Raw genomic sequence first — 26,562 nt, 5'->3', positions numbered from 1 at the left:
AGCGACTGTGCGGCCAAGGGCCGGCACAGCCAGGACAAGTGCGGGCGCCGGGAAGGCGCGCCGGGAACCTTCGCGCATGCAGCCCGGCCGGGACGGCCGGCCATGCCGACCGTGGGGAGTAAGCGGTGATGGGGGGTCAAACCATCCACGCGGAAGCGGATACGCCCCGGCTCGACGCCGGCTGGGCGCTGCTGCCCGCCGAATCACCGCTGTCGATGCCCGAACAGACCCTGCGCGAAGGCGCGCTGAAGGTCCGTCGGCACCGTACCTCGCCACGCCTGATCGGCCTGCGCCGGTTCTACATCTTCGGCGGCACCCTGGCCATGACCGCCATCGCCACCCGCATGATGTGGCGGGTGCTGTCGGCCAATGGCATCAGCGTGCTGGAAGCCTGCCTGCTGGTGCTGTTCGTCGGCCTGTTCGCCTGGATCGCGCTGTCCTTTGCCAGCGCCGTGGCCGGCTTCCTGACCGCCGTGTTCGACCGCGGCTACCGCCTCGGCATCGACCCGGACAAACCGCTGCCGACCGTGCACAGCCGCACCGCGCTGCTGATGCCGACCTACAACGAGGATCCGCGCCGGCTGCTGGCGGGCCTGCAGGCGATCTACGAGTCGGTGGCCGCCACCGGCCAGCTCGAACGCTTCGACTTCTTCGTGCTCAGCGATACCCGGCGCGAGGACATCGCACGCGCCGAGGAGCAGGTATTCGCCGAACTGCGCGACCGCGTGCCGGACGGCCGGACGCGGCTGTTCTACCGCCGCCGTGGCGACAACAGCGGGCGCAAGGCCGGCAACATCGCCGACTGGGTGCGTCGCTTCGGTGGCGCCTACCCGCAGATGCTGATCCTGGACGCCGACAGCCTGATGACCGGCGACAGCATCGTGCGCCTGGTGGCCGGCATGGAACACAACGCCGATGTCGGCCTGATCCAGACCCTGCCATCGGTGATCGGTGGCCGCACCCTGTTCGCCCGCATGCAGCAGTTCGGCGGTCGCGTGTACGGCCCGGTGATTGCCCGTGGGGTGGCCTGGTGGCATGGCGCCGAGAGCAACTACTGGGGCCACAACGCGATCATCCGCACCCGTGCCTTCGCCGACCACGCCGGCCTGCCGGCGCTGCCCGGGCGCAAGCCGTTCGGCGGCCATGTGCTCAGCCACGATTTCGTCGAAGCGGCGCTGATGCGGCGTGGCGGTTGGGCAGCGCACATGGTGCCGTACCTGGGCGGCAGCTATGAAGAGGGCCCGCCGACGCTGACCGACCTGCTGGTGCGCGACCGCCGCTGGTGCCAGGGCAACCTGCAACACGGCAAGGTGGTCGGCAGCCGCGGCCTGCACTGGATCAGCCGCACGCACATGCTGATCGGCATCGGCCACTATTTCACCGCGCCGATGTGGGCGATGCTGATGCTGATCGGCATCGCCATTCCGCTGTTCCAGGAAGGCATCGACTTCAACGCCCTGCTGCACCTGTCGCCCAGCGTGTACTGGCGTGCCCAGGATGAGGAACAGGTGGTACGCCTGTTCGCCGCCACCATGGCGGTGCTGCTGCTGCCCAAGGTGCTGGGCTACCTGGCGATGCTGCTGGACCCGGTCGACCGCCGCGGCTGCGGCGGCGCGATCCGTGCGTTCGTGTCGATGCTGGTGGAGACCGTGCTGGCCGCGCTGATGGCGCCGGTGGTGATGTACGTGCAGTCGCGCGGCGTGGCCGAAGTGCTGTCCGGCCGCGATTCCGGCTGGGACGCGCAGCAGCGTGACGATGGTGGCATCTCGTGGATGGCCCTGATCCGTGGCTACGGCGGGCTGGGCGTGTTCGGTGCCTTCATGGGCCTGCTGGCCTGGGCGGTATCGCCCTCGCTGGCGGCGTGGATGGCGCCGGTGGTGATCGGCATGGTGCTGGCGGTGCCGGTAGTCGCACTGACGTCCTCGCGCGGCCCGGGCGCCTTCCTGCATCGTCTCGGCCTGCTCGACATTCCCGAAGAGAACATTCCGCCGCCGGTGCTGGTACGTGCCGCGCAGCTGCGCCGGGAAGCAGCCGAGCAACCGCCGCTGTACTGATGGCCCTGCGCCAGCGGCATAATGCGGCTCGAACTTGAAGGAGCCGCATCATGCTGCAAACGGTGGAACAGGAGACCGGCGCGTCGCCGCAGTGGTCGGTGATCTGGCTGCACGGGCTTGGCGCCGACGGCCACGACTTCGCGCCGATCGTGCCGGAACTGGTGCGCCCGCACTGGCCGGCGCTGCGCTTTGTGTTCCCGCACGCACCGGTGCGGCCGATCACGATCAACAACGGCGTGCCGATGCGCGGCTGGTACGACATCGTCGGCATGGACTTCCGCTCGCGTGCCGACATGGCCGGCGTACAGGAATCGGTGCAGCAGCTGGATGCGCTGATCGCACGCGAGATCGAGCGCGGCATTGCGCCGGAGAAGATCTTCGTGGCCGGCTTCTCGCAGGGCGGCGCGATCATCCTCACCGCAGCACTGTCGCGCACCGCGCCGCTGGCCGGCCTGATCGCACTGTCCACGTACCTGCCGGAAGCCGAGAGCGCCAAGCGCGTCGACGGTGCGGTGCAGGTGCCGGTGTTCATGGCCCACGGCAGCAGCGACCCGGTGATTCCGCAGGCGGTGGCCGTACACAGCGCGCAGGCCCTGCAGGCGCTGGGCCTGGACGTGGAGTGGCACAGCTATCCGATGGCCCACCAGGTCTGCGCCGAAGAGATCCAGGCACTGGGTGACTGGCTGCAGGAACGGCTGGGCGCGGCCTGATACATGACCCCGGCCAGCACACCGCCGTGGATGCCGGAACTGTGCCGCCTGCCGCGGCTGGCGGCGATGCTCGGCCTGGCCGAGCTGGTGGTGGTGGTGCTGGCGCTGGCGCCCGATGGCAGCCGCCACTGGACCTTCGGCGAACTGCTGTCGGCCAGCGGCTTCGCGCTGTGGCTGGCGCTGGCGGTGACCGCCAGCCTGTGCCTGCTGCGGCAGGCACTGTCGAGGCTGCCGCAGGTGCTGGGCGCTGTCGCGGCGATCGTGCTGGCAACCCTGATCGCGGTGATCTGTGCCGGCATCGTGCACGCGCTGTACGCGGTACTGGGCGACAGCTTCGCCCGCGGTATCAGCTTCTGGCGCTTCACACTCGGCAGTGCGGCAACCACGGCACTGATCGCCGCGCTGGCCCTGCGCTACTTCTATGTGAGCGATCGCTGGGCCGCGCAGGTGCAGGCCAACGCGCGTGCCCAGGCCGACGCGCTGCAGGCGCGCATCCGCCCGCATTTCCTGTTCAACAGCATGAACCTGATCGCCAGCCTGCTGCATCGCGACCCGGCCGTGGCCGAGCGCGCGGTGCTGGATCTGTCCGATCTGTTCCGTGCTGCCCTGGGGGCGGGCGAGGGCGATTCCACGTTGCGCGACGAATGCGAACTGGCCGAGCGCTATCTGTCGATCGAATCGCTGCGCCTGGGCGAACGCCTGCAGGTGCGCTGGCAGCGCGACGAGCCGCTGCCGTGGGACCTGCCATTGCCGAGGCTGGTACTGCAGCCGCTGGTGGAAAACGCCGTGCTGCATGGCATTTCACGACTGCCCGAGGGCGGCACCATCGAATTGCAGCTGGTGCGCGAAGGCAGTGAGCTGCAGATCCGCGTGCGCAATCCCGCGCCCGATCCGCAGGCACCGGGCCTGGCGCTGGCGCGTGGTGCCGGCCATGCCCAGCACAGCATCGGTCACCGGCTGGCCTGGCGCTTCGGCAGCGCCGCGCGGATGACGGCTGGCTGGAGCGAGGGCTACTATGCCTGCCAGGTGACAGTGCCGATCCAGTGAGGGGACGATCGTGAGGGTAGTCATCGCCGATGACGAACCGCTGGCGCGCGAGCGCCTGCGCAGCCTGCTGGCGGCGCAGGACGGCGTGGATGTGGTGGCCGAGGCCGGCAACGGCGAGCAGGCCCTGCATGCGTGCGCGGAGCTGCAGCCGGACCTGGTCCTGCTGGACATCGCGATGCCCGGGCTGGACGGCCTGGAGGCCGCGCGCCATCTGGCCAGCTTCGAGCCGCGGCCGGCGGTGGTGTTCTGCACCGCTTACGACGCGCACGCCCTGTCGGCCTTTGAAGCGGCGGCGATCGATTACCTGATGAAGCCGGTCCGCGCCGAGCGCCTGGCCGCCGCGATCGCACGTGCACGCACGTTCCTGGCCGGCCGCGATGGCCAGCCGCAGGACAGCGGCGGGCAGCAGGCCCGCAGCATGCTGTGCGCACGCCTGCGTGGCAGCCTGCGGCTGATCCCGCTGGACGACATCCACTACCTGCAGGCCGAAGAGAAGTACGTGGTGGTGCACCATGCGCGCGGCGAAGACCTGATCGAGGAGTCGCTGAAATCGCTGGAGGAGGAGTTCGCCAGCCGTTTCATCCGCATCCATCGCAACTGCCTGGTGGCGCGCCACGAGCTGGTGGAGCTGCGCCGTGGTACTGGCGGGCAGGTGCAGGCGGTGCTGCGGCATGGCAAGCAGCCGCTGGAAGTCAGCCGCCGCTGCGTGGCGACGCTGAAGCAGGAACTGCGGCATCTGTAGGGTTCCGCGCGGCCTGCGGCCGCGACTGCTTCGAAATCAACAGCAACAGCAACAGCAACAGCCGGCTGGTCGGCTCTGTGTTGTTGCGTGCTGGGCGAGGCGGGATGGGCGGGCGGGACACGCCGTAAACCCATCCATGGGGGCTCGATGGCGCCATCCATGGCGCCAACGGTCCCGCCCGCCCATCCCGCCTCACCCTCGCGAACTTCCCGGTGACGGACGGCAAGAGCATTGGTGTTATCGGCTTGGAAAGAGGGGTCAGATCCCTTTTCCTGCGGAAAAGGGATCTGACCCCGGAAGCCGCCGGCTGTTGCTTTTGCTTCTGCTCTTTTCTTTTGATCTTCCGTGGCTGGCGCGCACGGAGACTGTCAGAGGTCGGGCGGGGTGGGTTCGCGGGGGTGTCCGCGGCATGGATGCCGCGGCCAAGCCCCCAGGGATGGGTTTACGGCGTCCCCCGCGAACCCACCCCGCCCGGCCTAGTGCAATGATCCAGCAGTTCGCTCCAGCCACGAGGGGCTCCGCCGTTGGCCGTATCCGCGCCGAAGGCGCGATAATGACCGGATGGAAACCGTCCGCATCGCCACCCGCAAGAGCCCGCTCGCCCTCTGGCAGAGCGAACACGTCGCCGACCGCCTGCGCCAGGCCCACCCCGGCCTGCATGTGGAACTGGTGCCGATGAGCACCCGCGGCGACGAGGTGCTGGACCGTTCGCTGGCCGCCATCGGCGGCAAGGGCCTGTTCCTGAAGGAACTGGAGCTGGCGATGCTGCGCGGTGACGCCGACTGCGCCGTGCATTCGCTCAAGGATGTGCCGATGGAACTGGACGCGCCATTCGCGCTGCCGGCGATGCTGACCCGCCACGATCCGGCCGATGGCTTTGTTTCCAACCTGTATGCCTCGCTGGACGCGTTGCCGATCGGTGCGCGGGTCGGCACGTCGTCACTGCGCCGCCAGGCCCAGCTGCGCGCGCTGCGACCGGACCTGGAACTGCTGGACCTGCGCGGCAACGTCAACACCCGCCTGGCCAAGCTCGACAACGGTGGCTACGACGCCATCGTGCTGGCGGTGGCCGGGCTGGAACGGCTCGGCCTGGGCGAGCGCATCGTCGCGCGCCTGCAGCCGCCGCAGTGGTTGCCGGCCCCGGCGCAGGGCGCAGTGGCGGTGGAGTGTGATGGCGGCAACGCGCGCCTGATGGCGCTGTTCGCCGGCCTGGATGATGCAGCTACGCGTGCCTGCGTGGAAGCCGAGCGGGCGATGAACCGCGCGTTGCATGGCAGCTGCCACGTGCCGGTGGCGGCGATCGCGCAGTGGCAAGGGGACGACCTGCACCTGCAGGGGCTGGTCGGCAGTGCCAGCGATGGCCGTGCGGTGCGTGCCGAAGCGGTCGGACCGGCCAGCGATCCGGAAGCGCTGGGCCAGCAGGTGGCGAAGCTGCTGCTGGATGCCGGCGCCGGCGAACTGCTCGACGTCTGAGCCATCAGGTAGTGCCGGCCGCTGGCCGGCAACCTCATGATCCCGATTGGATGCGGTTGCCGGCCAGCGGCCGGCACTACCGAAAGAAGAACGGGCGCCTGGGCGCCCGTTCTGCTTACTTGAACTTGTAGACCACGTTCATCGTGGTCAGCGTATCGGTCTTGCGCTTGTCCTCGGCCACGTCACTGTTGTAACGCGCCTGCCAGCCGGCCTTCAGCGCCAGGTGCTCGTTCATGCTCACCGACACGCCGAAGTCGTTCTGGCCGAAGGTGTTGTACGAACCGGACTCGACCAGCAGGGTGTTCACCAGGTCGGTGTTGTCGGTCAGCGAGTACTTCAGGTCGAACAGGCCACGACCGATCATGCCGGTACGGGTGCGGTCGTCCTCGGTGCTGTGGGTGCGGCGCACACCGGGGCCGATCTGCGCGTCGAACGAGAAGCGCTCGGTGTTCCACAGGCGGGTACCGTAACCCAGACCGAACGAGCTCTGGCGGTCGTAGGTAGCGAAATCGTCGCGCTCGGTACGCACCGTGGCGGTCAGCTGGCGGTGCTCGCCCAGCTGCAGCGCGCTGCCGGCGCTGCCGGTGTAGCGGTTGGCGGTGGTGTTGTTGCGGCGGGTGGTGGTGCCGTCGTCGTTGGTCTCGGTCACCTTGGAGCTGGAGCGCAGGCCGAACAGGTCCATGCTGTGCACCCAGTCGCCGTCGGTGTAGCGCAGGCGCAGGCGGCCGTTGAAGCTCTCGGTGCTGCTGTTGCCGCGTGCCGAGGCGAAGCCGAGCTCGCCGCCACTGCCGCTCCACGGCGAAGACATCGCCGCCAGTTCGGAGGCATCCTGTGCATACGCGAGCGGCGCGCACAGCAGCAGGGGGATCAGCAGGGACACGCGCAGGGACATCGGGGCTTCTCCGAAGCGGTTGACAGCCGGTGATGATACTGGAAGCGTGACGGCGGTCCGAATCGATCCAAGGCGCGCTTCAGCAGACGTTGCCGCGAACGCCTATTCAGGGCAGATCGATACGCAATGCCGGGTCGTTGAAGCGCGAATAGCGCAGGCGCAGCTGGAAGCTGCGGCCATTGCTGCTGCCGCTGCGCACGATCTGCCTCGGCAGGCCCTGGGCGTCCACCCAGTACTCCAGGCGTTCGCCGGCCTGCGCGCCGCGCAGGCGGTAGTGACGGGTCTCGACCCCATCCAGCGATTGGCTGCCCAGATCCTCGGCCTGCAGGTCGGCAGGCAGGGCGTCGGCCGGCAATGGATTGCGCCACTGCTCCAGCAGGCCCGGCGGGGTGGGAACCTGGCGGATCGCGCCGTCGGCCTGCAGGAACATGGTGTCCCCGATGATCGTCTGCGGCCCGCCCGGGGTCTGCACGCGGAAGCGGTCGGGCGCGACGAAGTCCATGGCGCTGCGCACCGGCTGCGGCGCGCCCAGCACCTCCAGCTCGGCATGGAAACTGCTCAGGGCCGCAAAGCGCTGGCTGGCGCCCAGTACGGCCTGCGCCGGATCTGCGGCGGGCACGGGGGCTTCGGTGCTGGCCGGCGCCGGTGCGCGATCGCAGGCAGCCAGCAGCAGGCAGGCCAGCAGGGACAGGGCGGGCAACCGGCGCATCGGGCGTTCCATGGGGGTGGGGGCGACCACGATAGCCCAAACGTCCCACACAAGACCCGCGACTCGGACATAATCGGGGGTATGGACCGATACGAACGCATCACCGCCCTGCATCGTCTGCTCAAGTCCGCGCGCTATCCGGTGACGGTGGCGACCCTGCAGGACAAGCTCGGTTGTTCCCGTGCCACCGTCTACCGCGACCTGGCCTTCCTGCGCGATGCGCTGATGGCACCGATCGAGGGCGACGGCGAGGCCGGCTTCCGCTACCAGGCCGACGAGAGCGACCGCTTCGAGCTGCCCGGCCTGTGGCTCAGCTCGGAGGAGCTGCATGCCCTGCTGGCCTCGCAGCACCTGCTGGCGCGGACCGGCGGCGGCGTGCTGTCCTCGGTGCTGGCGCCGCTGCAGCAGCGTATCGAGAGCCTGCTGGCAGCCCAGGCCGGTGTCTCCAACTGGCCGGTGGACCGTGTGCGGGTAATCCCGCACCGCGGACGCAAGTTCGATGAAGGCAGCTTCCGCAGCGTGGCCTCGGCGGTGCTGGAGCGCCGCCAGCTGGCGTTCGAGTACCGTGCACGTTCCACCGACGAGCCGACCAAGCGCACCGTCTCGCCGCAGCGCCTGACCCATTACCGCGACAACTGGTACCTGGATGCCTGGGACCACGACCGCGAAGCCCTGCGCAGCTTCGCCGTGGACCGCATCCACAAGGCGCGGGTCGTCGACAGCACTGCCCGCGACGTGGCCGACAGCGAGCTGGACGAGCAGCTGGGTGCCAGCTACGGCATCTTCTCCGGTGCGCCGAAGGGCTGGGCGACCATCCTGTTCAGTGCCAAGGCCGCGCGCTGGGTGGCCGACGAGCACTGGCACTCCAAGCAGCAGGGCCGCTTCCTGGCGGATGGCCGCTATGAACTGAAGGTGCCGTACAGCGTCTCCCGCGAGCTGCTGATGGACGTGCTGCACTACGGCTCGGATGCCGAGATCGTCGAGCCGGTGATGCTGCGCGAGCAGGCCAAGGCGCTGCTCGAGCTGGCCCTGAGCAACTACGAAAAATCCTGACACTCCCCCCGAGAACCCCACCGCCCATGAAGAAGACCCTGTTGCTGCCCCTGCTTGCCGCTGCGCTGGCCCTGACCGCCTGTGGCAAGTCCGGCGAACCCTCGCAGAAGCTGGTGGTGGCTGCCACGGCCGTGCCGCACGCCGAGATCCTCGAGGTGGTCAAGCCGATCCTCAAGCAGGAAGGCGTGGACCTGGACGTGCGCGTGTTCAACGACTACGTGCAGCCCAACGACCAGCTGGTGCAGAAGCAGGTGGACGCCAACTACTTCCAGACCGAGCCGTACCTGGATGCCTACAACCGCGACCGCAAGACCGACCTGGTGAAGGTGATCGGCGTGCACATCGAACCGTTCGGTGCGTACTCGCGCAAGATCAAGTCGCTGGCCGAGCTGCGCGAAGGCGCCGATGTGGTGATCCCGAACGACCCGAGCAACAACAGCCGTGCGCTGATCCTGCTGCACAAGGCCGGCGTGATCGCGCTGAAGGACCCGACCAACGCCCTGTCGACCCAGCGCGACATCATCGCCAACCCGAAGAACCTGAAGTTCCGCGAGCTGGACTCGGCGATGCTGCCGCGCGTGCTGGACCAGGTCGACCTGGCCCTGATCAACACCAACTACGCGCTGGACGCCGGCCTCAACCCGACCCAGGACGCACTGGCGATCGAGAGCAAGGATTCGCCGTACGTGAACTTCCTGGTCGCGCGGCCGGACAACAGGGACGACGCCCGCGTGCAGAAGCTGGCCAAGGCCCTGACCAGCCCGCAGGTGAAGGCCTTCATCGAGACCAAGTACAAGGGCGCGGTGCTGCCGGCGTTCTGATTGCGGCTGATCTGTTGATTTGAATGGTGGGTGTCGACCTTGGTCGACACTGCCTTCCCTGCAGAGCCGAGCCCATGCTCGGCTCTGCTTTTTTGCGGCGCCCCACCAACGGCAGCCGAGCATGGCTCGGCTCTACAGGGGCAACCCACGTACCGTAGCCGGGCACGGCATTGCAGTTTCAATCGACGTGGAAGGCGAGGGTGGCCGCCACGGCCTGCTGCCACCCGGCATACAGCTTCTCGCGCCGGGCCACGTCCATCTGTGGCTCGAAGCGCCGGTCCAGGCCCCACTGCGCGGCGATCTGCTCGCGGCTGGACCAGAACCCCACTGCCAGGCCGGCCAGGTAGGCCGCGCCCAGCGCGGTGGTCTCGGTCAGCCGTGGCCGCAGCAGCGGCACGCCGAGGATGTCGGCCTGGAAGCCGGCCAGGAAGTCATTACCGATTGCACCGCCGTCGGCACGCAGTTCGGTCAGCGCGATGCCCGCATCGGACTGCATCGCGTCGAGCACGTCGCGGGTCTGGTAGGCCATCGCCTCCAGTGCCGCACGCACGAAGTGCGCCTTGCGGGTGCCGCGGGTCAAGCCGAACATCGCGCCGCGCACATCGCTGCGCCAATAGGGGGCACCCAGGCCGACGAACGCCGGCACCAGGTAGGCGCCACCACTGTCAGGCACCTGCGCGGCCAACGCCTGGCTGTCACTGGCACGCTCGATCATGCGCAGGCCGTCGCGCAGCCACTGCACCACCGAGCCGGCGATGAAGATCGAGCCTTCCAGCGCATATTCCACGCGGCCATCCAGGCCCCAGGCAATGGTGGTCAGCAGGCCGTTACGGGATCGTACCGCCTGCGTGCCGGTGTGCATCAGCATGAAGCAGCCGGTGCCATAGGTGTTCTTGACCATGCCCGGCTGGAAGCAGGCCTGGCCGAACAGCGCCGCCTGCTGGTCTCCGGCGATGCCGGCGATCGGGATCGGGTGGTCGAAGAAGAACTGCGGCCGGGTGTGCGCATACACCGCGCTGGAATCGCGCACCTGCGGCAGCATCGCTCGGGGTATGTCCAGCAGCGCCAGCAGGTCGTCATCCCAGTCCAGCGTGTGGATGTTGAACAGCATGGTGCGCGCGGCGTTGCTGTAGTCGGTCACGTGCGCCTGGCCGCCACTGAGGTTCCACACCAGCCAGCTGTCGATGGTGCCGAACAGCAGCTCGCCACGCTCGGCGCGTTGCTGCGCACCCTCCACGTGGTCGAGGATCCAGCGCACCTTGGTGGCGGAGAAATAGGCGTCGATCAGCAGGCCGGTGCGTTCGCGGACCAGTGCCTCATGCCCGTCGGACTTCAGCCGCTCGCAGATGGCGTGGCTCTGCCGCGACTGCCAGACGATGGCATTGTGGATTGGCTGGCCGGTGGCGCGGTCCCAGACCACGGTGGTCTCGCGCTGGTTGGTGATGCCCAGCGCGGCGATATGGCGCGGGTCGATCTGTTCGCGGCTGAGCAGTTCGGTCAGCGTGGCATAGACACTGGTGAGGATCTCGCGTGGGTCATGCTCGACCCAGCCCGGTTGCGGGAAGATCTGCGCGAACTCGCGCTGCGCACTGCCGACGATGTCGCCAGCACGGTCGAACAGGATCGCGCGCGAACTGGTGGTGCCCTGGTCGATGGCCAGCACGTAGCGGGGCGTCATGCAGCGTCTCCGGTAGAACGGTCAGGGTAACTTACCTTTCTCTCTGTAGAGCCGAGCCACGCTCGGCTGCATTTGCACAACGCAGCCGAGCATGGCTCGGCTCTACAGGGTGGGTTGCTCCATCCACGCCTGCAGCCGAGCCACTTGGGCAGCGTCCAGCCGCAACCCCAGCTTGCTCCGCCGCCACAGCACGTCCTCGGCGTTCCAGGCCCATTCGTGGTCGCGCAGGAAGTCCACTTCGCGGGCATGCAGGCCGCCGCCAAAGTCCTCGCCAAGATCGCCCATGCCCTGAACACCCTGCAGCAACTCCTCACTACGACTGCCATAGGCCCCGGCCCAGCGTCGCGCGATGCCTGCGGGCAACCACGGTGCCAGCGCCTGCAGGCGGGAATGCGCCTGTGCGGCGTCCCCCCAATCGCTGCCCGGCAGCGGGTCTCCGCTTGCCGTCCACGCCGGGCCCATCTGTGGCAGGGCAGGGCGCAGCAGCTCCAGCGCCTCCTCGGCCAGTACCCGGTAGGTGGTCAGCTTGCCGCCCAGCACATGCAGCGCGGGCGCCGGGCCGGACTGCAGCTGCAGGCGGTAGTCACGGCTCAGCTTGGCTGCACGCGGGTCCGGATCGGCCAGCAACGGGCGAACCCCCGCGAACTGCCAGACCACGTCTTCCGGGGTGATGGCTTCGCGCAGGTAGCGATTGGCTGCGTCGCACAGGTAGCGCACTTCGGCAGGCAGCACGCTGCACCGGGCCGGGTCGTCGCGGTAGTCGGTGTCGGTGGTGCCGACCAGCAGGTGGTCGTGGGCGAAGGGCAGCAGGAACACCACACGGCCATCGGGCTGCTGAAGCAGGCAGGCACTGTCGTCGGGCCAGGGCCGGCGCAGCACGATGTGGCTGCCCTGTACCAGGCGCAGGGCGGGGCCGCCATCGCGCGCCTGCATCTGTTCCAGCACGCCTCCTGCCCAGGGGCCGGCCGCATTGGCAACGGCGTGGGCGATCACCGTTTGCTGCCGGCCGTCGGTGGCTTCCAGCGTGGCCTGCCAACGGCCCTGCACAGGGCGCAGTTCGATGCAGCGGCTGCGCACATGCACCCGTGCGCCACGCTGGGCGGCGTCCAACGCATTGAGCAGCACCAGCCGCGCGTCATCGACCTGCGCATCGGCGTAGCTGAAGGCCTGCCGCAGATCCGGGGAGAGCCAGGGGCCGAGTGGGTCGCGTTGCAGGTCCAGTGCGCGCGAGGCGGGAAACGTCGGGCTGCGCCGGCCGAGATGGTCGTACAGCCACAGGCCTGCGCGCAGCATCCAGCGCGGTCGCAGGTGGGGTTCCCATGGCAGTACGAAGCGCAACGGACGGACCAGATGGGGTGCCTGCCGGCGTACCACTTCGCGTTCACCCAGTGCCTTGCGCACCAGTCCGAACTCGCCCTGTTCCAGGTAGCGCAGACCGCCGTGGATCAGCTTGCTGCTGGCGCTGGAGGTGTGCGCGGCCAGGTCATCCTGCTCGCACAACAGCACCCGCAGGCCGCGGCCGGCCGCATCACGTGCGATGCCGGCGCCGTTGATGCCGCCACCGATCACCAGCAGGTCGACTTCGTGCATCGTGCCTCCGTGTCCTGTGTGTGTGCGTAGAGTCGACTGGCAGTCGACTCTACAGACAGCAGGTGACGGAAACGACGATGGGCCCCGAAGGGCCCGTCGCGTTACATCAATGAAGCAGGTACTGCCTGGATCAGAAGCGGGCGCCGATGCCGAAGCCGACGGTCCACGGATCCATCTTCGCTTCGCCGATCTTCTCGCCGCCGACCTTCACGTCCGGACGCGAACGCATGTAGCGGGCATCGGCACGGGCGAACCAGGTGGAGTTGATGTTCATGTCCACGCCGACGGTGCCGATCACGCCCTTGGCATCCTTGAGGCGGATGTCGGAGCTGCTGCCGTCAGCCAGCGTTTCATTGCTGAAGCTGGACTGGTAGTAGCCCACGCCCACGAACGGACGGAACACGTTGTCAGCCTGGCCGAAGTGATACTGGCCGCTCAGCGCGACCGGCTGCTGCTCGACGTTGCCCAGGCGGGCATTGTTCGGGCCCTTCACCTTGTGGTCGAACTTGTCGGCGGCGCCCCACAGTTCAACGGCCCAGTTGTCGTTGATGTAGTAGCTGAAGCTGACGGTCGGCGCCGGGCCGCCATCGACCTTCTTGATGCCGTCGATCGGATCATTCTTCGGCTGCAGCAGCGCGACGCCGCCAACCACGGCAAAATGCTTGCCCGAAGCGGTATCGGTGGAGCTGCTGTCCTGGGCGAAAGCGGCCGGCGCGAACGCGGCGGAGGTCAGCAGGGCGAGACTCAGGATACGGATGGAGCGCATGGGGGTATCTCCTAGTGTTTCTTGTTTTGGGCCCCCGGTTGCGGGGCGAGCACACCGTAGTCGCCTCAACATGAATCGAATCCGACGCGCGTTAAAAAATAGTTTTCCTTGTTCAGCGATCAGTGCGAAAAGCCTGTTTCCATGGGGTTTTCCGCGCGCGCCGACATTCATGCAGTTGGAGAGGATGTGAGCGAAGCAACGTTGTGCATCGGCCTGCAAGCGCAGGTGAACGTGGAGTGCCGGGTGCTGTTGCTGGGCTCGATGCCGGGCGCGGCGTCATTGCAGGAGCAGCGCTACTACGCCCATCCACGCAATCGTTTCTGGTCGCTGATGGCTGATATCTGCGGGTTTGATGCGGGCCTGCCGTATGCACAGCGGTTGCAGGCAGTGCAGGCGGCAGGTGTCGGCCTGTGGGATGTCATCGGCCAATGCGAACGTCGCGGCAGCCTGGATGCGCACATCGTGCGCGGCACGGAAGTGCCCAATGCGCTGCCGGCATTGATCGCCTCCCTTCCTGAGCTGGAGCTGATCGGTTGCAACGGCGGTGCATCGATGCTGGCGTTCCAGCGCTGGGTGCTGCCACGGCTGGAGGCCCCACCCCGGGTGCTGGCGCTGCCTTCCACCAGCCCGGCCAATGCGGCCTGGTCGTTGCCGCGCCTGCGTGTGGTCTGGCAGCCGGTGGCCGACGCACTGGCGACATGAAGCGGACATCGTCCGGACAATACGCTACCGACTGGTCGTGGCCGCACCCCATGGGCAACAGCCTGTCCCGGCTGCGTGCGTACTGAAAACACCTGTAACGGTTGGCGCTGGCCCCCGCTGGCCGCACAATAGACGTTTCCCTACACCAGATTGCCGGAGTTATCCCCATGGCCGAAATCAAGGAAGCACTTGTCCCCGATATCGGTGACTACAGCGATATCCCGGTAATCGAGGTGCTTGTCGCCGTCGGCGACACGGTCAAGAAGGACCAGGGCCTGGTGACGCTGGAAAGCGACAAGGCCACGATGGAAGTGCCGTCCTCGGTTGCCGGTGTGGTCAAGGAACTGAAGGTCAAGGTTGGCGACAGCCTGTCCGAGGGCAAGGTCGTGGCGCTGATCGAAGTGGCCGAAGGCGAGGCCGCTGCCGCTCCCGCACCGGCCAAGGCCGCTGCCCCGGCTGCCGCCACCCAGAGCGCACCGGCCCCGGCCGCCGCTGCCCCGGCCGCTCCGGCTGCCCCGGCCGCCAGCGGCGGTGCGGTGGAAGCGCTGGTGCCGGATATCGGCGATTACTCCGGTATCCCGGTCATCGAAGTGCTGGTCGCCGTGGGCGACACGGTCAAGAAGGACCAGGGTCTGGTCACGCTGGAAAGCGACAAGGCCACCATGGAAGTGCCGTCTTCGGTGGCCGGCGTGGTCAAGGAGATCAAGGTCAAGGTTGGCGACAATCTGTCGCAGGGCAATGTGGTCGCCATCATCGAAGCCGAAGGCGCTGCAGCGCCGGCGCCGGCACCGGCCAAGGCGGCCGCTCCGGCCCCGGCGGCTGCACCGGCCGCTCCGCAGGCTGCCGCGCCGGTTGCCGCAGCTGCTCCGGTCGCTGCCGCGCCGTCGGCCGGCGCTCCGTCCAGCCCGCCGGTGCAGTTCAACGCCGATGGCGTGCTGCCGGCCAAGGTGCCGTACGCCACCCCGGCCGTGCGCGTGTTCGCCCGCGAACTGGGCGTGGACCTGCTGCAGATCAGCGGCACCGAGAAGGGCGGCCGCATCACCAAGGGTGACGTGCAGAAGTTCGTCAAGGCCGCGCTCAGCGGTGGCGTGCCGGCGGCTGCCGGTGGCGCCGTTGCTGCTGGCGGTGGCCTGAACCTGCTGCCGTGGCCGAAGGTCGACTTCAGCAAGTTCGGCGAGACCGAAGTGCAGCCGCTGTCGCGCATCAAGAAGATCTCGGGTGCCAACCTGGCCCGCAACTGGGCGATGATCCCGCACGTCACCCAGTTCGAACAGGCCGACATCACCGACCTGGAAGGCCTGCGCGTGGCGCTGAACAAGGAGAACGAGAAGGCCGGCATCAAGCTGACCATGCTTGCCTTCCTGATCAAGGCCAGCGCCGCGGCACTGAAGAAGTTCCCGGAATTCAACGCTTCGCTCGATGCCAGCGGTGAAAACCTGACCCTGAAGAAGTACTTCCACATCGGCTTTGCCGCCGATACGCCGAACGGCCTGGTCGTGCCGGTCATCCGCGACGTGGACAAGAAGGGCGTGGTCCAGATCGCGCAGGAAACCGGCGAACTGGCCAAGAAGGCCCGCGACGGCAAGCTGGGCCCGGCCGACATGAGCGGCGGCTGCTTCTCGATCAGCTCGCTGGGCGGCATCGGCGGCACCGCGTTCACCCCGATCGTCAATGCACCGGAAGTGGCCATCCTGGGCGTGTCCAAGTCCTCCATCCAGCCGGTCTGGAATGGCAAGGAATTCGCGCCGAAGCTGATGCTGCCGCTGTCGCTGAGCTACGACCACCGCGTCATCGATGGCGCCCTGGCCGCACGCTTCACCACGTACCTGTCGCAGGTACTGGCCGACATGCGCCGCGTGCTGCTGTAAGGCACCGCTTCGCCCCCACCGTGCGGCCGCTGCCCCTGGCGCGGCCGCGTGAACAGATGCAGTGACAGCCCGCCGGCCATGCCGGCCGGGCACGAGGAAAACCCACCATGGCCACGATTGAAGTCAAGGTTCCCGACATCGGCGATTACAGCGATGTGCCGGTGATTGAAGTGTTGGTCGCCGTCGGCGACACGGTGAAGAAGGACCAGGGCCTGGTGACCCTGGAGTCGGACAAGGCCACCCTGGAAGTGCCGTCCTCGGCCGCCGGTGTGGTCAAGGAAATCAAGGTCAAGCTGGGCGACACCCTGTCCGAGGGTGCCGTGGTCGTGCTGCTGGACGCTGAAGGCGCCGCCGAAGCCCCGGCCAAGGCCGCCGCGCCGGCCCCGGCAGCTGCCGCCCCGGCCAGCAAGCCGCCGGTGACTCCGTCGCACCGCGCCCCGGCCGAGCCGGCGGCACCGAAGCCGGCACTGTCCAGCGGCAAGCCGGCCGACATCGAATGCGAAATGGTCGTGCTGGGCTCGGGCCCGGGCGGCTACACGGCCGCCTTCCGCGCCGCCGACGTCGGCCTGGATACGGTGCTGGTCGAGCGTTACGCCAGCCTCGGCGGCGTCTGCCTCAACGTCGGCTGCATCCCGTCCAAGGCGCTGCTGCATGCCGCGGCGGTGATCGACGAAGTCGCCCACGCCGGTGATTTCGGCGTCGAGTTCGGCAAGCCGACCATCACCCTGGACAAGCTGCGCCAGTACAAGGAAAAGGTCGTCAACCAGCTGACCAAGGGCCTGGCCGGCATGGCCAAGCAGCGCAAGGTCCGCAACGTGCAGGGTGTCGGCAAGTTTGTTTCGGCCAACGAGCTGGAAATCACTGCTGCTGACGGCAGCACCCAGCTGCTGCGCTTCCAGAAGTGCATCATCGCCGCCGGTTCGCAGGCGGTGAAGCTGCCGAACTTCCCGTGGGACGACAAGCGCGTGATGGATTCCACCGATGCGCTGGAGCTGGCCGAAGTGCCGGCTTCGCTGCTGGTCGTCGGCGGCGGCATCATCGGCCTGGAAATGGCCACCGTGTATGGCGCGCTGGGCAGCAAGGTCACCGTGGTCGAGTTCATGGACCAGCTGATGCCGGGCGCCGACAAGGACCTGGTCAAGCCGCTGGCCGACCGCCTGAAGAAGCAGGGCATTGAAGTGCACCTGAAGACCAAGGCGTCCGGCGTCACCGCCGATGCCAAGGGCATCACCGTCACCTTCGAAGCCGCCGAGGAAGGCCAGGCGCCTGCGCTGGCCCAGGGCACCTTCGACCGCGTGCTGGTGGCCGTGGGCCGCTCGCCGAACGGCAAGAAGATCGATGCCGAGAAGGCCGGCGTGCAGGTCACCGACCGTGGCTTCATCCCGGTCGATCGCCAGATGCGCACCAACGTGCCGCACATCTTTGCCATCGGCGACATCGTCGGCAACCCGATGCTGGCCCACAAGGCCACGCACGAGGGCAAGCTGGCGGCTGAAGTGGCAGCTGGCCACAAGAAGGAGTGGGTGGCGCGGGTGATTCCGTCGGTGGCCTACACCAACCCGGAAATCGCTTGGGTCGGCGTCACCGAGACCGAAGCCAAGGCCAAGGGCCTGAAGGTCGGCGTGGCCAAGTTCCCGTGGGCCGCCAGTGGCCGCGCGATCGGCATCGGCCGCACCGAGGGCTTCACCAAGCTGATCTTCGACGAAGAGACCCACCGCATCATCGGTGGTGCCATCGTTGGCGTGCACGCGGGTGACCTGCTGGCCGAGATCGGCCTGGCGATCGAGATGGGTGCGGAAGCCGAAGACATCGGCCACACCATCCACGCGCACCCGACGCTGAGCGAATCGGTGGCGATGGCCTCGGAAATCTACGACGGCACGATCACCGATCTGTACATGCCGAAGAAGAAGTAAGGCGCTCGCGCGCTGTAAACAAAAACCCGGCGAAAGCCGGGTTTTTTGTGCGTGGCCTCGGCGGGGTAGAGCCGACTGGGTAGCGTCGACTGGGTAGAGTCGACTGTTAGTCGACTGCTCTCCCATCAGGTCGCGAAAACCCCGCGCTGCGCGCGATAGTCGACGGGGTAGAGTCGACCGTCAGTCGACTGCTCTCCCATCAGGTCGCGACAACCCCGCGCTGCGCGCGATAGTCCACGGGGTAGAGTCGACTGTCAGTCGACTGCTCTCCCTTCAGATCGCGAAGACCCCGCGCTGCGCGCGATAGTCGACTGGGTAGAGTCGACTGTCAGTCGACTGCTCTCCCTTCAGATCGCGAAAACCCCGCGCTGCGCGCGATAGTCGACTAACAGTCGACTCTACCCAGCAGACTCTACCCAGAGCTCCGCGTCGCAAACAAAAAACGCGGCCCCGATTTTCCGGAGGCCGCGCCAGGAGAGAGCGTGTGGAAGGAGCGGGGGATCAGAACACGAAGCTGACGCCGGCCACTGGGCCCTTGAATTCCTGCTTCAGGCCGACAGTGCCGTCGCTGCCCTTCTTGTCCACGTCCAGCTTGAACCAGTCGTAGCCAGCGAACACGCCGAAGTTCTTGGTGAAGCGGTAATCGACGATGGCATTGGCGCGGCTCAGGTCGCCCTTGTAGTCATCGAAGCTGCCCCAACGCGTGTTCAGGTACTGGCCCTGCAGCGTGATCATCCAGCGCTCGCCCGGGGTGAAGGTCATGCGCGCACCCACCACCGGTGCGATGCCGTCGGCCTTCTCGTTGAGGAACTGGCCTTCGTAGACGGTGCCCAGATCGGCGTAGCCCTTGGTGCTGACCTTGGCGTACTCGCCACCGATCTGCAGGCCGAGGTCGAAGGTGTCGGTATCAACGACCGAGTAGTCGTAGACCAGGCTGGCCACCTGGTACTTCAGTTCGCCCTTCACGAAGCTGCCGGCCGGCACGTTCTCACCACCGAAGGAAATGCCCTGGTCCAGGGTCTCGCGGCGGTCCTTGTCATACTTGAAGTAGTTGAACAGCAGGCGCTGGCGGTTGCTGATGCGGAACATGCCGTCGATGCGCGGCTCCCATTCCTTGCCGCCCAGCTTGAAGTCCTGATTCAGCGCGATGTCCTGGCCTGCCACATTGGTCTTGCCGCGGATCGTGTTGTCCGAGTCGATGTTCATCGCACCGAGGCGGATGGCGAAGCGGTCGTCGCCTTCGGCGGCGTGGGCGGCATTGGCGAACGAGGCGCCGGCGGCGAGCAGGGAGAGGGCGAGCAGGGTGGGAACGGAGCGCATCGAAGAGTCCTTGCAGTGGTTCATCAGAATGAAAGCCACTGTGCCGGACATCGCCGTCCACCATCCGTGAACGTATGGTCCACGCGATGTGCACGGTTCAGCGCTGTCGCCACGATGCAAAAAGATGGCCCCGGAGCCGGGCTTCGGGGCCATCGTGGGACCTGCGGGGCGGAGCGTCGACGAGGTTGCTGCAGGCAGGTCGAAAGATCGGACCGGTGCGTTGGGCGAAAGTTCCGCCGGATGCGACCAAAGTTCAATATTGCGCCGCAGCATCATACGGACGTCATTGTCCCCCGGGTGGCACGCAAAAATGTAACCGTTACCGCAACTTGCGGCTTCCCGGGATGAACAGGGAGCGGTTGTCTCGCAAATTGTCCCATTGCTATAATTTGGCGGCTCGATGAGGCCCCCCTGCTGTAGCCGCCTCAGTCCTCCACTTGCAACCACGCGGGACGTCCTGTGCTGAACTCCGTTGATGCGGGTCGGCGACTGATGCTGCGCGCCGCGGTCTACCCGCTGGCCGCGGTCGCTGTCCTGGCCCTGGCCTTCCTGCTGGTAGGTCCGAAATACGCCCTCGGCGCGCTGGCGTCCGGTGTGGCCATTTCGGCCGGTGGCTGGGTGGCGGCACGGATGGCACTGGGCGGCGGGGCACTGGCCGCAGGATCGGCGATGGCTCGCCTGATCATTGCGATCGTGGCCAAGTGGGTCGTGGTTTTCGGCGTCCTGCTGGTGGGGTTCCTGGTCTTCAAGCTGCCTGCGTTGGCGCTGTTGGCCGGTATCGCCGTCGGCTTGATGTTCCAGGTCCTGGCGATGGCCAGGCGTTGACAGAATTCAATTAACTGAAGGTTCCGGACACATGGCGGGCGAGGCTCTAACCCCTACCAGCTACATCCAGCATCACCTGCACAACCTGACCGCGCCGGTCGGCAAGGGTGAGGGTATGTTCTGGCATATCCACGTCGATACCTTCCTCACCGCGGTCCTGATGGGCCTGGTGATCGTTGTCGCGTTCTGGCTGGGCACCCGCAAGGCCACTGCCGGCGTGCCGGGCAAGTGGCAGGCCTTCGTGGAAATCTGCCTGGAGTTCGTCGACCGCCAGGCCAAGGACACCTACCACGGCAAGAGCAAGCTGGTCACGCCGATCGCCATCACCATCTTCTTCTGGATTCTGCTGATGAATCTGCTGAAGATGATCCCGGCCGATTTCATCGCCAAGCCGCTGGAATGGGTGGGCGTGCACTACTGGAAGCCGGTCCCGACCGCTGACGTCAATGCCACCCTGGGCATGGCCATCAGCGTGTTCTTCCTGATGCTGTTCTTTGCACTGAAGTCGAAGGGCCTGGGCGGCTTCATCAAGGAATTCCTGACGGCGCCGTTCGGCAAGTGGATGATGCCGTTCAACCTGATCCTCAACATCGTCGAGTGGCTGAGCAAGCCGATCTCGCTGGCGATGCGACTGTTCGGCAACATGTTCGGCGGCGAAATCGTGTTCCTGCTGATCTGGGTGCTGGGTGGTGCCGGTTTCTTCGGTGCCATTGCCGGTGGTGTGTTCGGCCTCGGCTGGATGCTGTTCCACCTGCTGGTGATCCCGCTGCAGGCCTTCATCTTCATGATGCTGTCGATCGTGTACCTGAGCCTGTCGGAAGACGCTCACTGAGTTTCAAGCTTCAACGCGTTTCAACCTTCATCCGTTTCATCACCCTTAGCAACTTAAGTTCCTGGAGATAACCATGTACTTCGCCGTCCTGACCAACTTCGCGCAGATTCAGAGCTCCACCGCCCTTGCCGTCGGCATCATGATCGGCCTGGCCGCGCTGGGCGCCGGTCTGGGTCTGGCCATCATGGCTGGTAAGTTCCTGGAGTCGGCCGCCCGCCAGCCGGAACTGATCCCGGTCCTGCAGGTCCGCATGTTCATCACCGCCGGCCTGATCGACGCCGCGTTCATCATCTCGGTCGCCGTCGGCCTGCTGCTGGCCTTCGCCAACCCGCTGTCGGCTGCCTTCGCTGGCGCCGTCACCAAGGCTCTGGCCGGCTGATACAGCGGTTTGAGACGACCGGGTGCTGATGCACCCGGTTTCGGATGAAGGCCGGATGCGCCGCTACGGCGGCGCGTCCACCCCGAAACCAGCGATCGAGCTAACCATGAATATCAATTTCACCCTTCTTGCGCAGGCGCTGGCCTTCGCTGGTCTGATCTGGATCATCGCGACCAAGATCTGGCCGCCGCTGATGAACGCGATCGAAGAGCGCCAGCAGAAGATTGCTGAAGGCCTCGCTGCTGCCGACCGCAGCCAGAAAGATCTGGCCCAGGCGCAGGAGAAGGTCAACGAAGCGCTGAAGGAAGCACGCACCAAGGCCAACGAGATCATCGATCAGGCCCACGCACGTGCCAACCAGATCGTTGATGCTGCCCGTAACGAAGCGATCACCGAAGCCACCCGTCAGAAGGAACTGGCCCAGGCTGAAATCGACGCCGCCGCCAACCGTGCCCGTGAAGATCTGCGCAAGCAGGTGTCCGCGCTGGCCGTGACCGGTGCCGAAAAGCTGCTCAAGCGCGAAATCGACGCCAACGCCCACAAGGCGCTGCTCGACGAGCTGGCCTCGGAGATCTAAGGATGAGCCAGGCCCTCACGCTTGCCCGCCCGTACGCCCGCGCCGCGTTCGCGACCGCGCGCGACGAAGGCGCGTTCGCGCCGTGGTCGGACGCCCTGGCGTTCTCCGCCCACGTCGCCGCCGACCCGCGCGTGGCGGCCCTGCTCGCCAACCCGGAGCTGGGTCGTGACGACGCCGTCGCCCTGCTGGCGCCGGTGTCGCACGGCGAGACCTACTCGCGCTTCCTGGCCATCCTGGCCGAATCGCATCGTCTGCCGCTGCTGCCGGAAATCTCCGGCATGTTCGACGCCCTGCGCGCCGAAGCCGAGCACGTGGTCAAGGCCACCGTCACTTCGGCCGCCGAACTGTCGGCCGGTGAGCTGGACGCGATCAAGGTCGCGCTGCGCAAGCGCTTCAACCGCGAGGTCGATGTGACCACCGCGGTCGATGCCTCGCTGATCGGCGGCGCCGTGATCGACGCCGGCGACGTGGTCATCGATGGTTCGCTGAAGGGCAAGCTGGCCCGTCTGCAGACCGCGCTCGCTAACTGAATTCATTTAACGTCCGGCCCCGCTGCCGGCACTAGGACTTGACGATGGCAACCACGCTCAACCCCTCCGAAATCAGCGAACTGATCAAGAACCGCATCGAGAAGGTCAAGCTGGCCGCGGAATCGCGCAACGAAGGCACCGTGACCAGCGTGTCCGACGGCATCGTGCGCATCTTCGGTCTGGCCGACGTGATGCAGGGCGAAATGATCGAACTGCCGAACAACACCTTCGCCCTGGCCCTGAACCTGGAGCGCGACTCGGTCGGCGCCGTGGTCCTGGGTGACTACGAGAACCTGCGCGAAGGCGACGTCGCCAAGACCACCGGCCGCATCCTGGAAGTGCCGGTCGGTCCGGAACTGCTGGGCCGCGTCGTGAACGCGCTGGGCGAGCCGATCGACGGCAAGGGCCCGCTGGGCACCGACCTGACCGCTCCGGTGGAGCGCGTTGCTCCGGGCGTGATCTGGCGCAAGTCGGTCGACCAGCCGGTGCAGACCGGTTACAAGTCGGTCGACGCGATGATCCCGATCGGCCGTGGCCAGCGCGAGCTGATCATCGGTGACCGCCAGACCGGCAAGACCGCGATGGCGATCGATGCGGTGATCAACCAGAAGGGCACCGGCATCAAGTGCGTGTACGTTGCGATCGGCCAGAAGGCTTCGACCATCGCCAACATCGTGCGCAAGCTGGAAGAGAACGGCGCGCTGGCCCACACCATCGTGGTGGCCGCGACCGCTTCCGAATCGGCTGCCATGCAGTACATCAGCGCCTACTCGGGCTGCACCATGGGTGAGTACTTCATGGACCGCGGCGAAGACGCGCTGATCGTGTACGACGATCTGTCCAAGCAGGCTGTCGCCTACCGCCAGATCTCGCTGCTGCTGAAGCGCCCGCCGGGCCGTGAAGCCTACCCGGGTGACGTGTTCTACCTGCACTCCCGTCTGCTCGAGCGCGCTGCCCGCGTGTCCGAGGAGTACGTCGAGAAGTTCACCGAAGGCAAGGTCACCGGCAAGACCGGTTCGCTGACCGCGCTGCCGATCATCGAAACCCAGGCCGGCGACGTGTCCGCCTTCGTTCCGACCAACGTGATCTCGATCACCGACGGCCAGATCTTCCTGGAAACCGACCTGTTCAACGCCGGCATCCGCCCGGCCGTGAACGCCGGTATCTCGGTGTCGCGCGTCGGTGGCTCGGCCCAGACCAAGATCATCAAGAAGCTGTCGGGCGGCATCCGTATCTCGCTGGCCCAGTACCGTGAGCTGGCTGCGTTCGCGCAGTTCGCCTCGGACCTGGACGAAGCGACCCGCAAGCAGCTGGAGCGTGGCCAGCGCGTCACCGAGCTGATGAAGCAGAAGCAGTACGCGCCGATGTCGATCGCCAACCAGGCGCTGTCGATCTACGCCGTCAACGAGGGTTACCTCGACGACGTGCCGGTCAACAAGCTGCTGGCGTTCGAAGAAGGCCTGCACGCCCACTTCGCCAACACCCAGGGCGAACTGGTCAGCAAGGTCAACGCCACCGGCGGTTGGGACAACGACATCGAAGGTGCCTTCAAGAAGGGCATCGCCGAGTTCAAGACCACCGGCAGCTGGTAATCGCGGTCCTGTAGAGCGGAGCCGCTGGCTCCGCTGGACCAGATGACAAACGGTTGAACAACGCGGGGCATCAGCCCCGCGCCACGGGAAACAAGAGATGGCAAGCGGACGCGAAATCAAAACCAAGATCAAGAGCGTGCAGAACACCCGCAAGGTGACGCGCGCCCTGGAAATGGTCTCGGCCTCCAAGATCCGCAAGGCGCAGGATCGGATGAAGACCTCGCGTCCGTACGCGCAGGCGATGAAGCAGGTGATCGGTCATCTGGCCCAGGCCAGCACCGACTACCAGCATCCGTTCCTGGTCGAGCGTGAGCAGGTCAAGCGGGTCGGTTTCATCGTGATCTCCTCCGATCGCGGCCTGGCCGGCGGTCTGAACAACAACCTGTTCCGCAAGATGCTGGGCGAAGCCAAGGCATGGCAGGACAAGGGTGCCGAAGTGGACCTGGTGACCATCGGCCAGAAGGCATCGACCTTCTTCCGCCGCGTGAAGGTCAACATGGTCGGCAGCGTGACCCACATCGGCGACGTGCCGAAGCTGGAATCGCTGATCGGTGTGATCAAGGTCATGCTCGACGCCTTCACCGAAGGCAAGGTCGACCGCGTGTACCTGGTCTACAACCGCTTCGTGAACACCATGACGCAGAAGGCCAGCTTCGATCAGCTGCTGCCGCTGCCGCCGGCTGAAAAGCAGGTCGCTCACCACGACTGGGATTACCTGTACGAACCCGATGCCGCGACCGTGCTCGAGCACGTGATGACGCGTTACATCGAGTCGCTGGTGTACCAGGCACTGCTGGAAAACGTCGCCTCCGAGCATGCAGCACGCATGGTTGCGATGAAGGCGGCGAGCGACAACGCCAACAAGCTGATCGGCACCCTGCAGCTCGTCTACAACAAGGCGCGCCAGGCAGCGATCACCCAGGAAATCTCCGAAATCGTCGGCGGCGCGGCAGCAGTCTGACCGCGTTCGTTCAAAGCACACATTTAGAGGATGCAGCAATGAGTCAGGGCAAGATCGTTCAGATCATCGGCGCGGTCGTCGACGTCGAATTCCCGCGTGAGTCGGTGCCGAAGGTGTACGACGCACTGAAGGTCGACAACACCGAAATCACCCTTGAAGTCCAGCAGCAGCTGGGCGACGGCGTGGTGCGTACCATCGCCCTCGGTTCCACCGACGGCCTGAAGCGCAACCTGGTCGCCACCAACACCGGCCGCGGCATCTCCGTGCCGGTCGGCGCTGGCACCCTGGGCCGCATCATGGACGTGCTCGGCCGTCCGATCGACGAAGCCGGCCCGGTGGCCGCCAGCGACAGCTGGGAAATCCACCGCGCGGCCCCGTCGTATGAAGACCAGTCCCCGGCCACCGAACTGCTGGAAACCGGCATCAAGGTCATCGACCTGATGTGCCCGTTCGCCAAGGGCGGCAAGGTCGGCCTGTTCGGCGGCGCCGGCGTCGGCAAGACCGTCAACATGATGGAACTGATCAACAACATCGCCAAGGCGCACAGCGGTCTGTCCGTGTTCGCCGGCGTGGGTGAGCGTACCCGTGAGGGCAACGACTTCTACCACGAAATGAAGGACTCCAACGTCCTCGACAAGGTGGCGATGGTGTACGGCCAGATGAACGAGCCGCCGGGCAACCGTCTGCGCGTCGCCCTGACCGGCCTGACCATGGCCGAGTACTTCCGCGACGAGAAGGACGAAAACGGCAAGGGTAAGGACGTCCTGCTGTTCGTCGACAACATCTACCGCTACACCCTGGCCGGTACCGAAGTGTCGGCACTGCTGGGCCGTATGCCGTCCGCCGTGGGTTACCAGCCGACCCTGGCCGAGGAAATGGGCGTCCTGCAGGAGCGCATCACCTCGACCAAGAACGGTTCGATCACCTCGATCCAGGCCGTCTACGTTCCCGCGGACGACCTGACCGACCCGTCGCCGGCGACCACCTTCGCCCACCTGGACTCGACCGTCACCCTGTCGCGTTCGATCGCCTCGCTGGGTATCTACCCGGCCGTCGATCCGCTGGACTCCACCAGCCGCCAGATGGACCCGCTGGTCATCGGCCACGAGCACTACGACACCGCCCAGCGCGTCCAGCAGACCCTGCAGAAGTACAAGGAACTGAAGGACATCATCGCGATCCTGGGCATGGACGAACTGTCCGAAGAGGACAAGCAGGCCGTGTCGCGCGCCCGTAAGATCGAGCGCTTCTTCAGCCAGCCGTTCCACGTGGCCGAAGTGTTCACCGGTTCGCCGGGCAAGTACGTGCCGCTGAAGGACACCATCCGTGGCTTCAAGGCCATCGTCGATGGCGAGTACGACCACCTGCCGGAGCAGGCGTTCTACATGGTCGGCGGCATCGAAGAAGCGGTCGAGAAGGCCAAGAAGATGGCCGAGAAGGCCTGATCCGGGACGGGCGGGAGCGATCCTGCCCGACCTGACGCCGGCGCCGGGCAACCGCCCGCGCCGGTGGACTCCCACGGTGG

Annotated in this window: 24 protein-coding genes; 18 read left to right on the top strand and 6 right to left on the bottom strand. The window is 66.5% G+C overall.

Going from position 1 to position 26,562, the window contains the following annotated elements:
- The first annotated feature begins 128 nt into the window (after nucleotides 1–128).
- The 5 genes from mdoH (at nucleotide 129) to hemC (ending at nucleotide 6,026) form a co-directional block, all read left to right on the top strand.
- Entirely contained in the window at nucleotides 129–2,054 is a 1,926-nt protein-coding gene (mdoH, locus tag QP552_RS18250) for a glucans biosynthesis glucosyltransferase MdoH (protein WP_106548859.1), read from the top strand.
- Between the two features lie 50 nt (nucleotides 2,055–2,104).
- Complete coding sequence (locus QP552_RS18245; RefSeq protein ID WP_286074256.1) at nucleotides 2,105–2,764, top strand: alpha/beta hydrolase; 660 nt, start codon at nucleotides 2,105–2,107, stop codon at nucleotides 2,762–2,764.
- 3 nt (nucleotides 2,765–2,767) lie between these two features.
- A complete protein-coding gene (locus QP552_RS18240; protein WP_286074254.1) occupies nucleotides 2,768–3,811 on the top strand; it encodes a sensor histidine kinase in 1,044 nt (347 codons plus the stop codon).
- Nucleotides 3,812–3,821: 10 nt separating this feature from the next.
- Nucleotides 3,822–4,553 (top strand): LytTR family DNA-binding domain-containing protein, encoded by a 732-nt coding sequence (locus QP552_RS18235; RefSeq protein WP_012481330.1) that lies wholly within the window; start codon nucleotides 3,822–3,824, stop codon nucleotides 4,551–4,553.
- Nucleotides 4,554–5,114: 561 nt separating this feature from the next.
- Nucleotides 5,115–6,026, top strand: coding sequence for a hydroxymethylbilane synthase (gene hemC, locus QP552_RS18230; RefSeq protein ID WP_286074251.1), 912 nt, complete (start codon nucleotides 5,115–5,117; stop codon nucleotides 6,024–6,026).
- A 115-nt stretch (nucleotides 6,027–6,141) separates the two neighbouring features.
- Here hemC and QP552_RS18225 read toward each other — a convergent pair whose 3' ends face one another.
- Together QP552_RS18225 and QP552_RS18220 are read right to left on the bottom strand one after the other, a co-directional pair.
- Nucleotides 6,142–6,918, bottom strand: coding sequence for a DUF481 domain-containing protein (locus tag QP552_RS18225; protein ID WP_046987542.1), 777 nt, complete (start codon nucleotides 6,916–6,918; stop codon nucleotides 6,142–6,144).
- Nucleotides 6,919–7,024: 106 nt separating this feature from the next.
- Complete coding sequence (locus tag QP552_RS18220) at nucleotides 7,025–7,627, bottom strand: hypothetical protein (RefSeq protein ID WP_106551382.1); 603 nt, start codon at nucleotides 7,625–7,627, stop codon at nucleotides 7,025–7,027.
- Between the two features lie 81 nt (nucleotides 7,628–7,708).
- Here QP552_RS18220 and QP552_RS18215 point away from each other — a divergent pair, with 81 nt between their 5' ends.
- Entirely contained in the window at nucleotides 7,709–8,680 is a 972-nt protein-coding gene (locus QP552_RS18215; protein WP_005411144.1) for a YafY family protein, read from the top strand.
- 26 nt (nucleotides 8,681–8,706) lie between these two features.
- Complete coding sequence (locus tag QP552_RS18210; RefSeq protein ID WP_286074248.1) at nucleotides 8,707–9,501, top strand: MetQ/NlpA family ABC transporter substrate-binding protein; 795 nt, start codon at nucleotides 8,707–8,709, stop codon at nucleotides 9,499–9,501.
- 178 nt (nucleotides 9,502–9,679) lie between these two features.
- Here the strand turns inward: QP552_RS18210 and glpK are convergent, their stop codons facing one another.
- From glpK to QP552_RS18195, 3 genes are all read right to left on the bottom strand, one after another.
- Nucleotides 9,680–11,179 carry a glycerol kinase GlpK gene (gene glpK, locus QP552_RS18205; RefSeq protein ID WP_286074246.1) on the bottom strand — a complete coding sequence of 500 codons (1,500 nt, stop codon included), beginning with the start codon at nucleotides 11,177–11,179 and terminating at the stop codon, nucleotides 9,680–9,682.
- Nucleotides 11,180–11,281: 102 nt separating this feature from the next.
- Nucleotides 11,282–12,769 carry a glycerol-3-phosphate dehydrogenase gene (gene glpD / locus QP552_RS18200; RefSeq protein ID WP_286074244.1) on the bottom strand — a complete coding sequence of 496 codons (1,488 nt, stop codon included), beginning with the start codon at nucleotides 12,767–12,769 and terminating at the stop codon, nucleotides 11,282–11,284.
- A 130-nt stretch (nucleotides 12,770–12,899) separates the two neighbouring features.
- Entirely contained in the window at nucleotides 12,900–13,535 is a 636-nt protein-coding gene (locus tag QP552_RS18195; protein WP_005411140.1) for an OmpW family outer membrane protein, read from the bottom strand.
- 186 nt (nucleotides 13,536–13,721) lie between these two features.
- Between QP552_RS18195 and QP552_RS18190 the strand changes: the two genes are divergently transcribed.
- From QP552_RS18190 to lpdA, 3 genes are all read left to right on the top strand, one after another.
- Nucleotides 13,722–14,237, top strand: coding sequence for a DNA-deoxyinosine glycosylase (locus QP552_RS18190; protein WP_286074242.1), 516 nt, complete (start codon nucleotides 13,722–13,724; stop codon nucleotides 14,235–14,237).
- A 167-nt stretch (nucleotides 14,238–14,404) separates the two neighbouring features.
- On the top strand, nucleotides 14,405–16,105 hold the full coding sequence (gene aceF, locus QP552_RS18185; protein WP_286074240.1) for a dihydrolipoyllysine-residue acetyltransferase: 1,701 nt from the start codon (nucleotides 14,405–14,407) through the stop codon (nucleotides 16,103–16,105).
- Between the two features lie 107 nt (nucleotides 16,106–16,212).
- Entirely contained in the window at nucleotides 16,213–18,021 is a 1,809-nt protein-coding gene (gene lpdA / locus QP552_RS18180; RefSeq protein WP_286074239.1) for a dihydrolipoyl dehydrogenase, read from the top strand.
- 501 nt (nucleotides 18,022–18,522) lie between these two features.
- Here lpdA and QP552_RS18175 read toward each other — a convergent pair.
- Nucleotides 18,523–19,341 carry a hypothetical protein gene (locus QP552_RS18175; RefSeq protein WP_111113597.1) on the bottom strand — a complete coding sequence of 273 codons (819 nt, stop codon included), beginning with the start codon at nucleotides 19,339–19,341 and terminating at the stop codon, nucleotides 18,523–18,525.
- A 459-nt stretch (nucleotides 19,342–19,800) separates the two neighbouring features.
- Here QP552_RS18175 and QP552_RS18170 point away from each other — a divergent pair, with 459 nt between their 5' ends.
- The 8 genes from QP552_RS18170 to atpD all read left to right on the top strand — a co-directional run bounded on the left by QP552_RS18170 (nucleotide 19,801) and on the right by atpD (nucleotide 26,482).
- Nucleotides 19,801–20,166, top strand: a complete 366-nt coding sequence (locus QP552_RS18170) for a hypothetical protein (RefSeq protein WP_006394654.1) — start codon at nucleotides 19,801–19,803, stop codon at nucleotides 20,164–20,166.
- Nucleotides 20,167–20,197: 31 nt separating this feature from the next.
- Nucleotides 20,198–20,998 (top strand): F0F1 ATP synthase subunit A, encoded by an 801-nt coding sequence (gene atpB / locus QP552_RS18165; RefSeq protein WP_010481316.1) that lies wholly within the window; start codon nucleotides 20,198–20,200, stop codon nucleotides 20,996–20,998.
- 73 nt (nucleotides 20,999–21,071) lie between these two features.
- Nucleotides 21,072–21,377, top strand: a complete 306-nt coding sequence (gene atpE, locus QP552_RS18160) for a F0F1 ATP synthase subunit C (RefSeq protein ID WP_005411133.1) — start codon at nucleotides 21,072–21,074, stop codon at nucleotides 21,375–21,377.
- A 106-nt stretch (nucleotides 21,378–21,483) separates the two neighbouring features.
- Nucleotides 21,484–21,954 carry a F0F1 ATP synthase subunit B gene (locus tag QP552_RS18155; RefSeq protein WP_005419512.1) on the top strand — a complete coding sequence of 157 codons (471 nt, stop codon included), beginning with the start codon at nucleotides 21,484–21,486 and terminating at the stop codon, nucleotides 21,952–21,954.
- 2 nt (nucleotides 21,955–21,956) lie between these two features.
- The gene (locus QP552_RS18150; protein ID WP_005411131.1) at nucleotides 21,957–22,484 is read left to right on the top strand and encodes a F0F1 ATP synthase subunit delta; all 528 of its coding nucleotides are present in this window, start codon (nucleotides 21,957–21,959) and stop codon (nucleotides 22,482–22,484) included.
- 44 nt (nucleotides 22,485–22,528) lie between these two features.
- Nucleotides 22,529–24,076 carry a F0F1 ATP synthase subunit alpha gene (atpA, locus tag QP552_RS18145; protein ID WP_106551345.1) on the top strand — a complete coding sequence of 516 codons (1,548 nt, stop codon included), beginning with the start codon at nucleotides 22,529–22,531 and terminating at the stop codon, nucleotides 24,074–24,076.
- A 97-nt stretch (nucleotides 24,077–24,173) separates the two neighbouring features.
- Nucleotides 24,174–25,037 carry a F0F1 ATP synthase subunit gamma gene (atpG, locus tag QP552_RS18140; RefSeq protein WP_006471334.1) on the top strand — a complete coding sequence of 288 codons (864 nt, stop codon included), beginning with the start codon at nucleotides 24,174–24,176 and terminating at the stop codon, nucleotides 25,035–25,037.
- A gap of 38 nt (nucleotides 25,038–25,075) precedes the next feature.
- Nucleotides 25,076–26,482 (top strand): F0F1 ATP synthase subunit beta, encoded by a 1,407-nt coding sequence (gene atpD / locus QP552_RS18135; RefSeq protein WP_106551344.1) that lies wholly within the window; start codon nucleotides 25,076–25,078, stop codon nucleotides 26,480–26,482.
- The last annotated feature ends 80 nt before the right edge of the window (nucleotides 26,483–26,562 follow it).

Source organism: Stenotrophomonas sp. 59 (assembly GCF_030291095.1).
Lineage (GTDB): Bacteria > Pseudomonadota > Gammaproteobacteria > Xanthomonadales > Xanthomonadaceae > Stenotrophomonas > Stenotrophomonas maltophilia_Q.
Note: the sequence above shows the minus strand (reverse complement) of the source record. Positions and strands in the feature narration are given on the sequence as shown.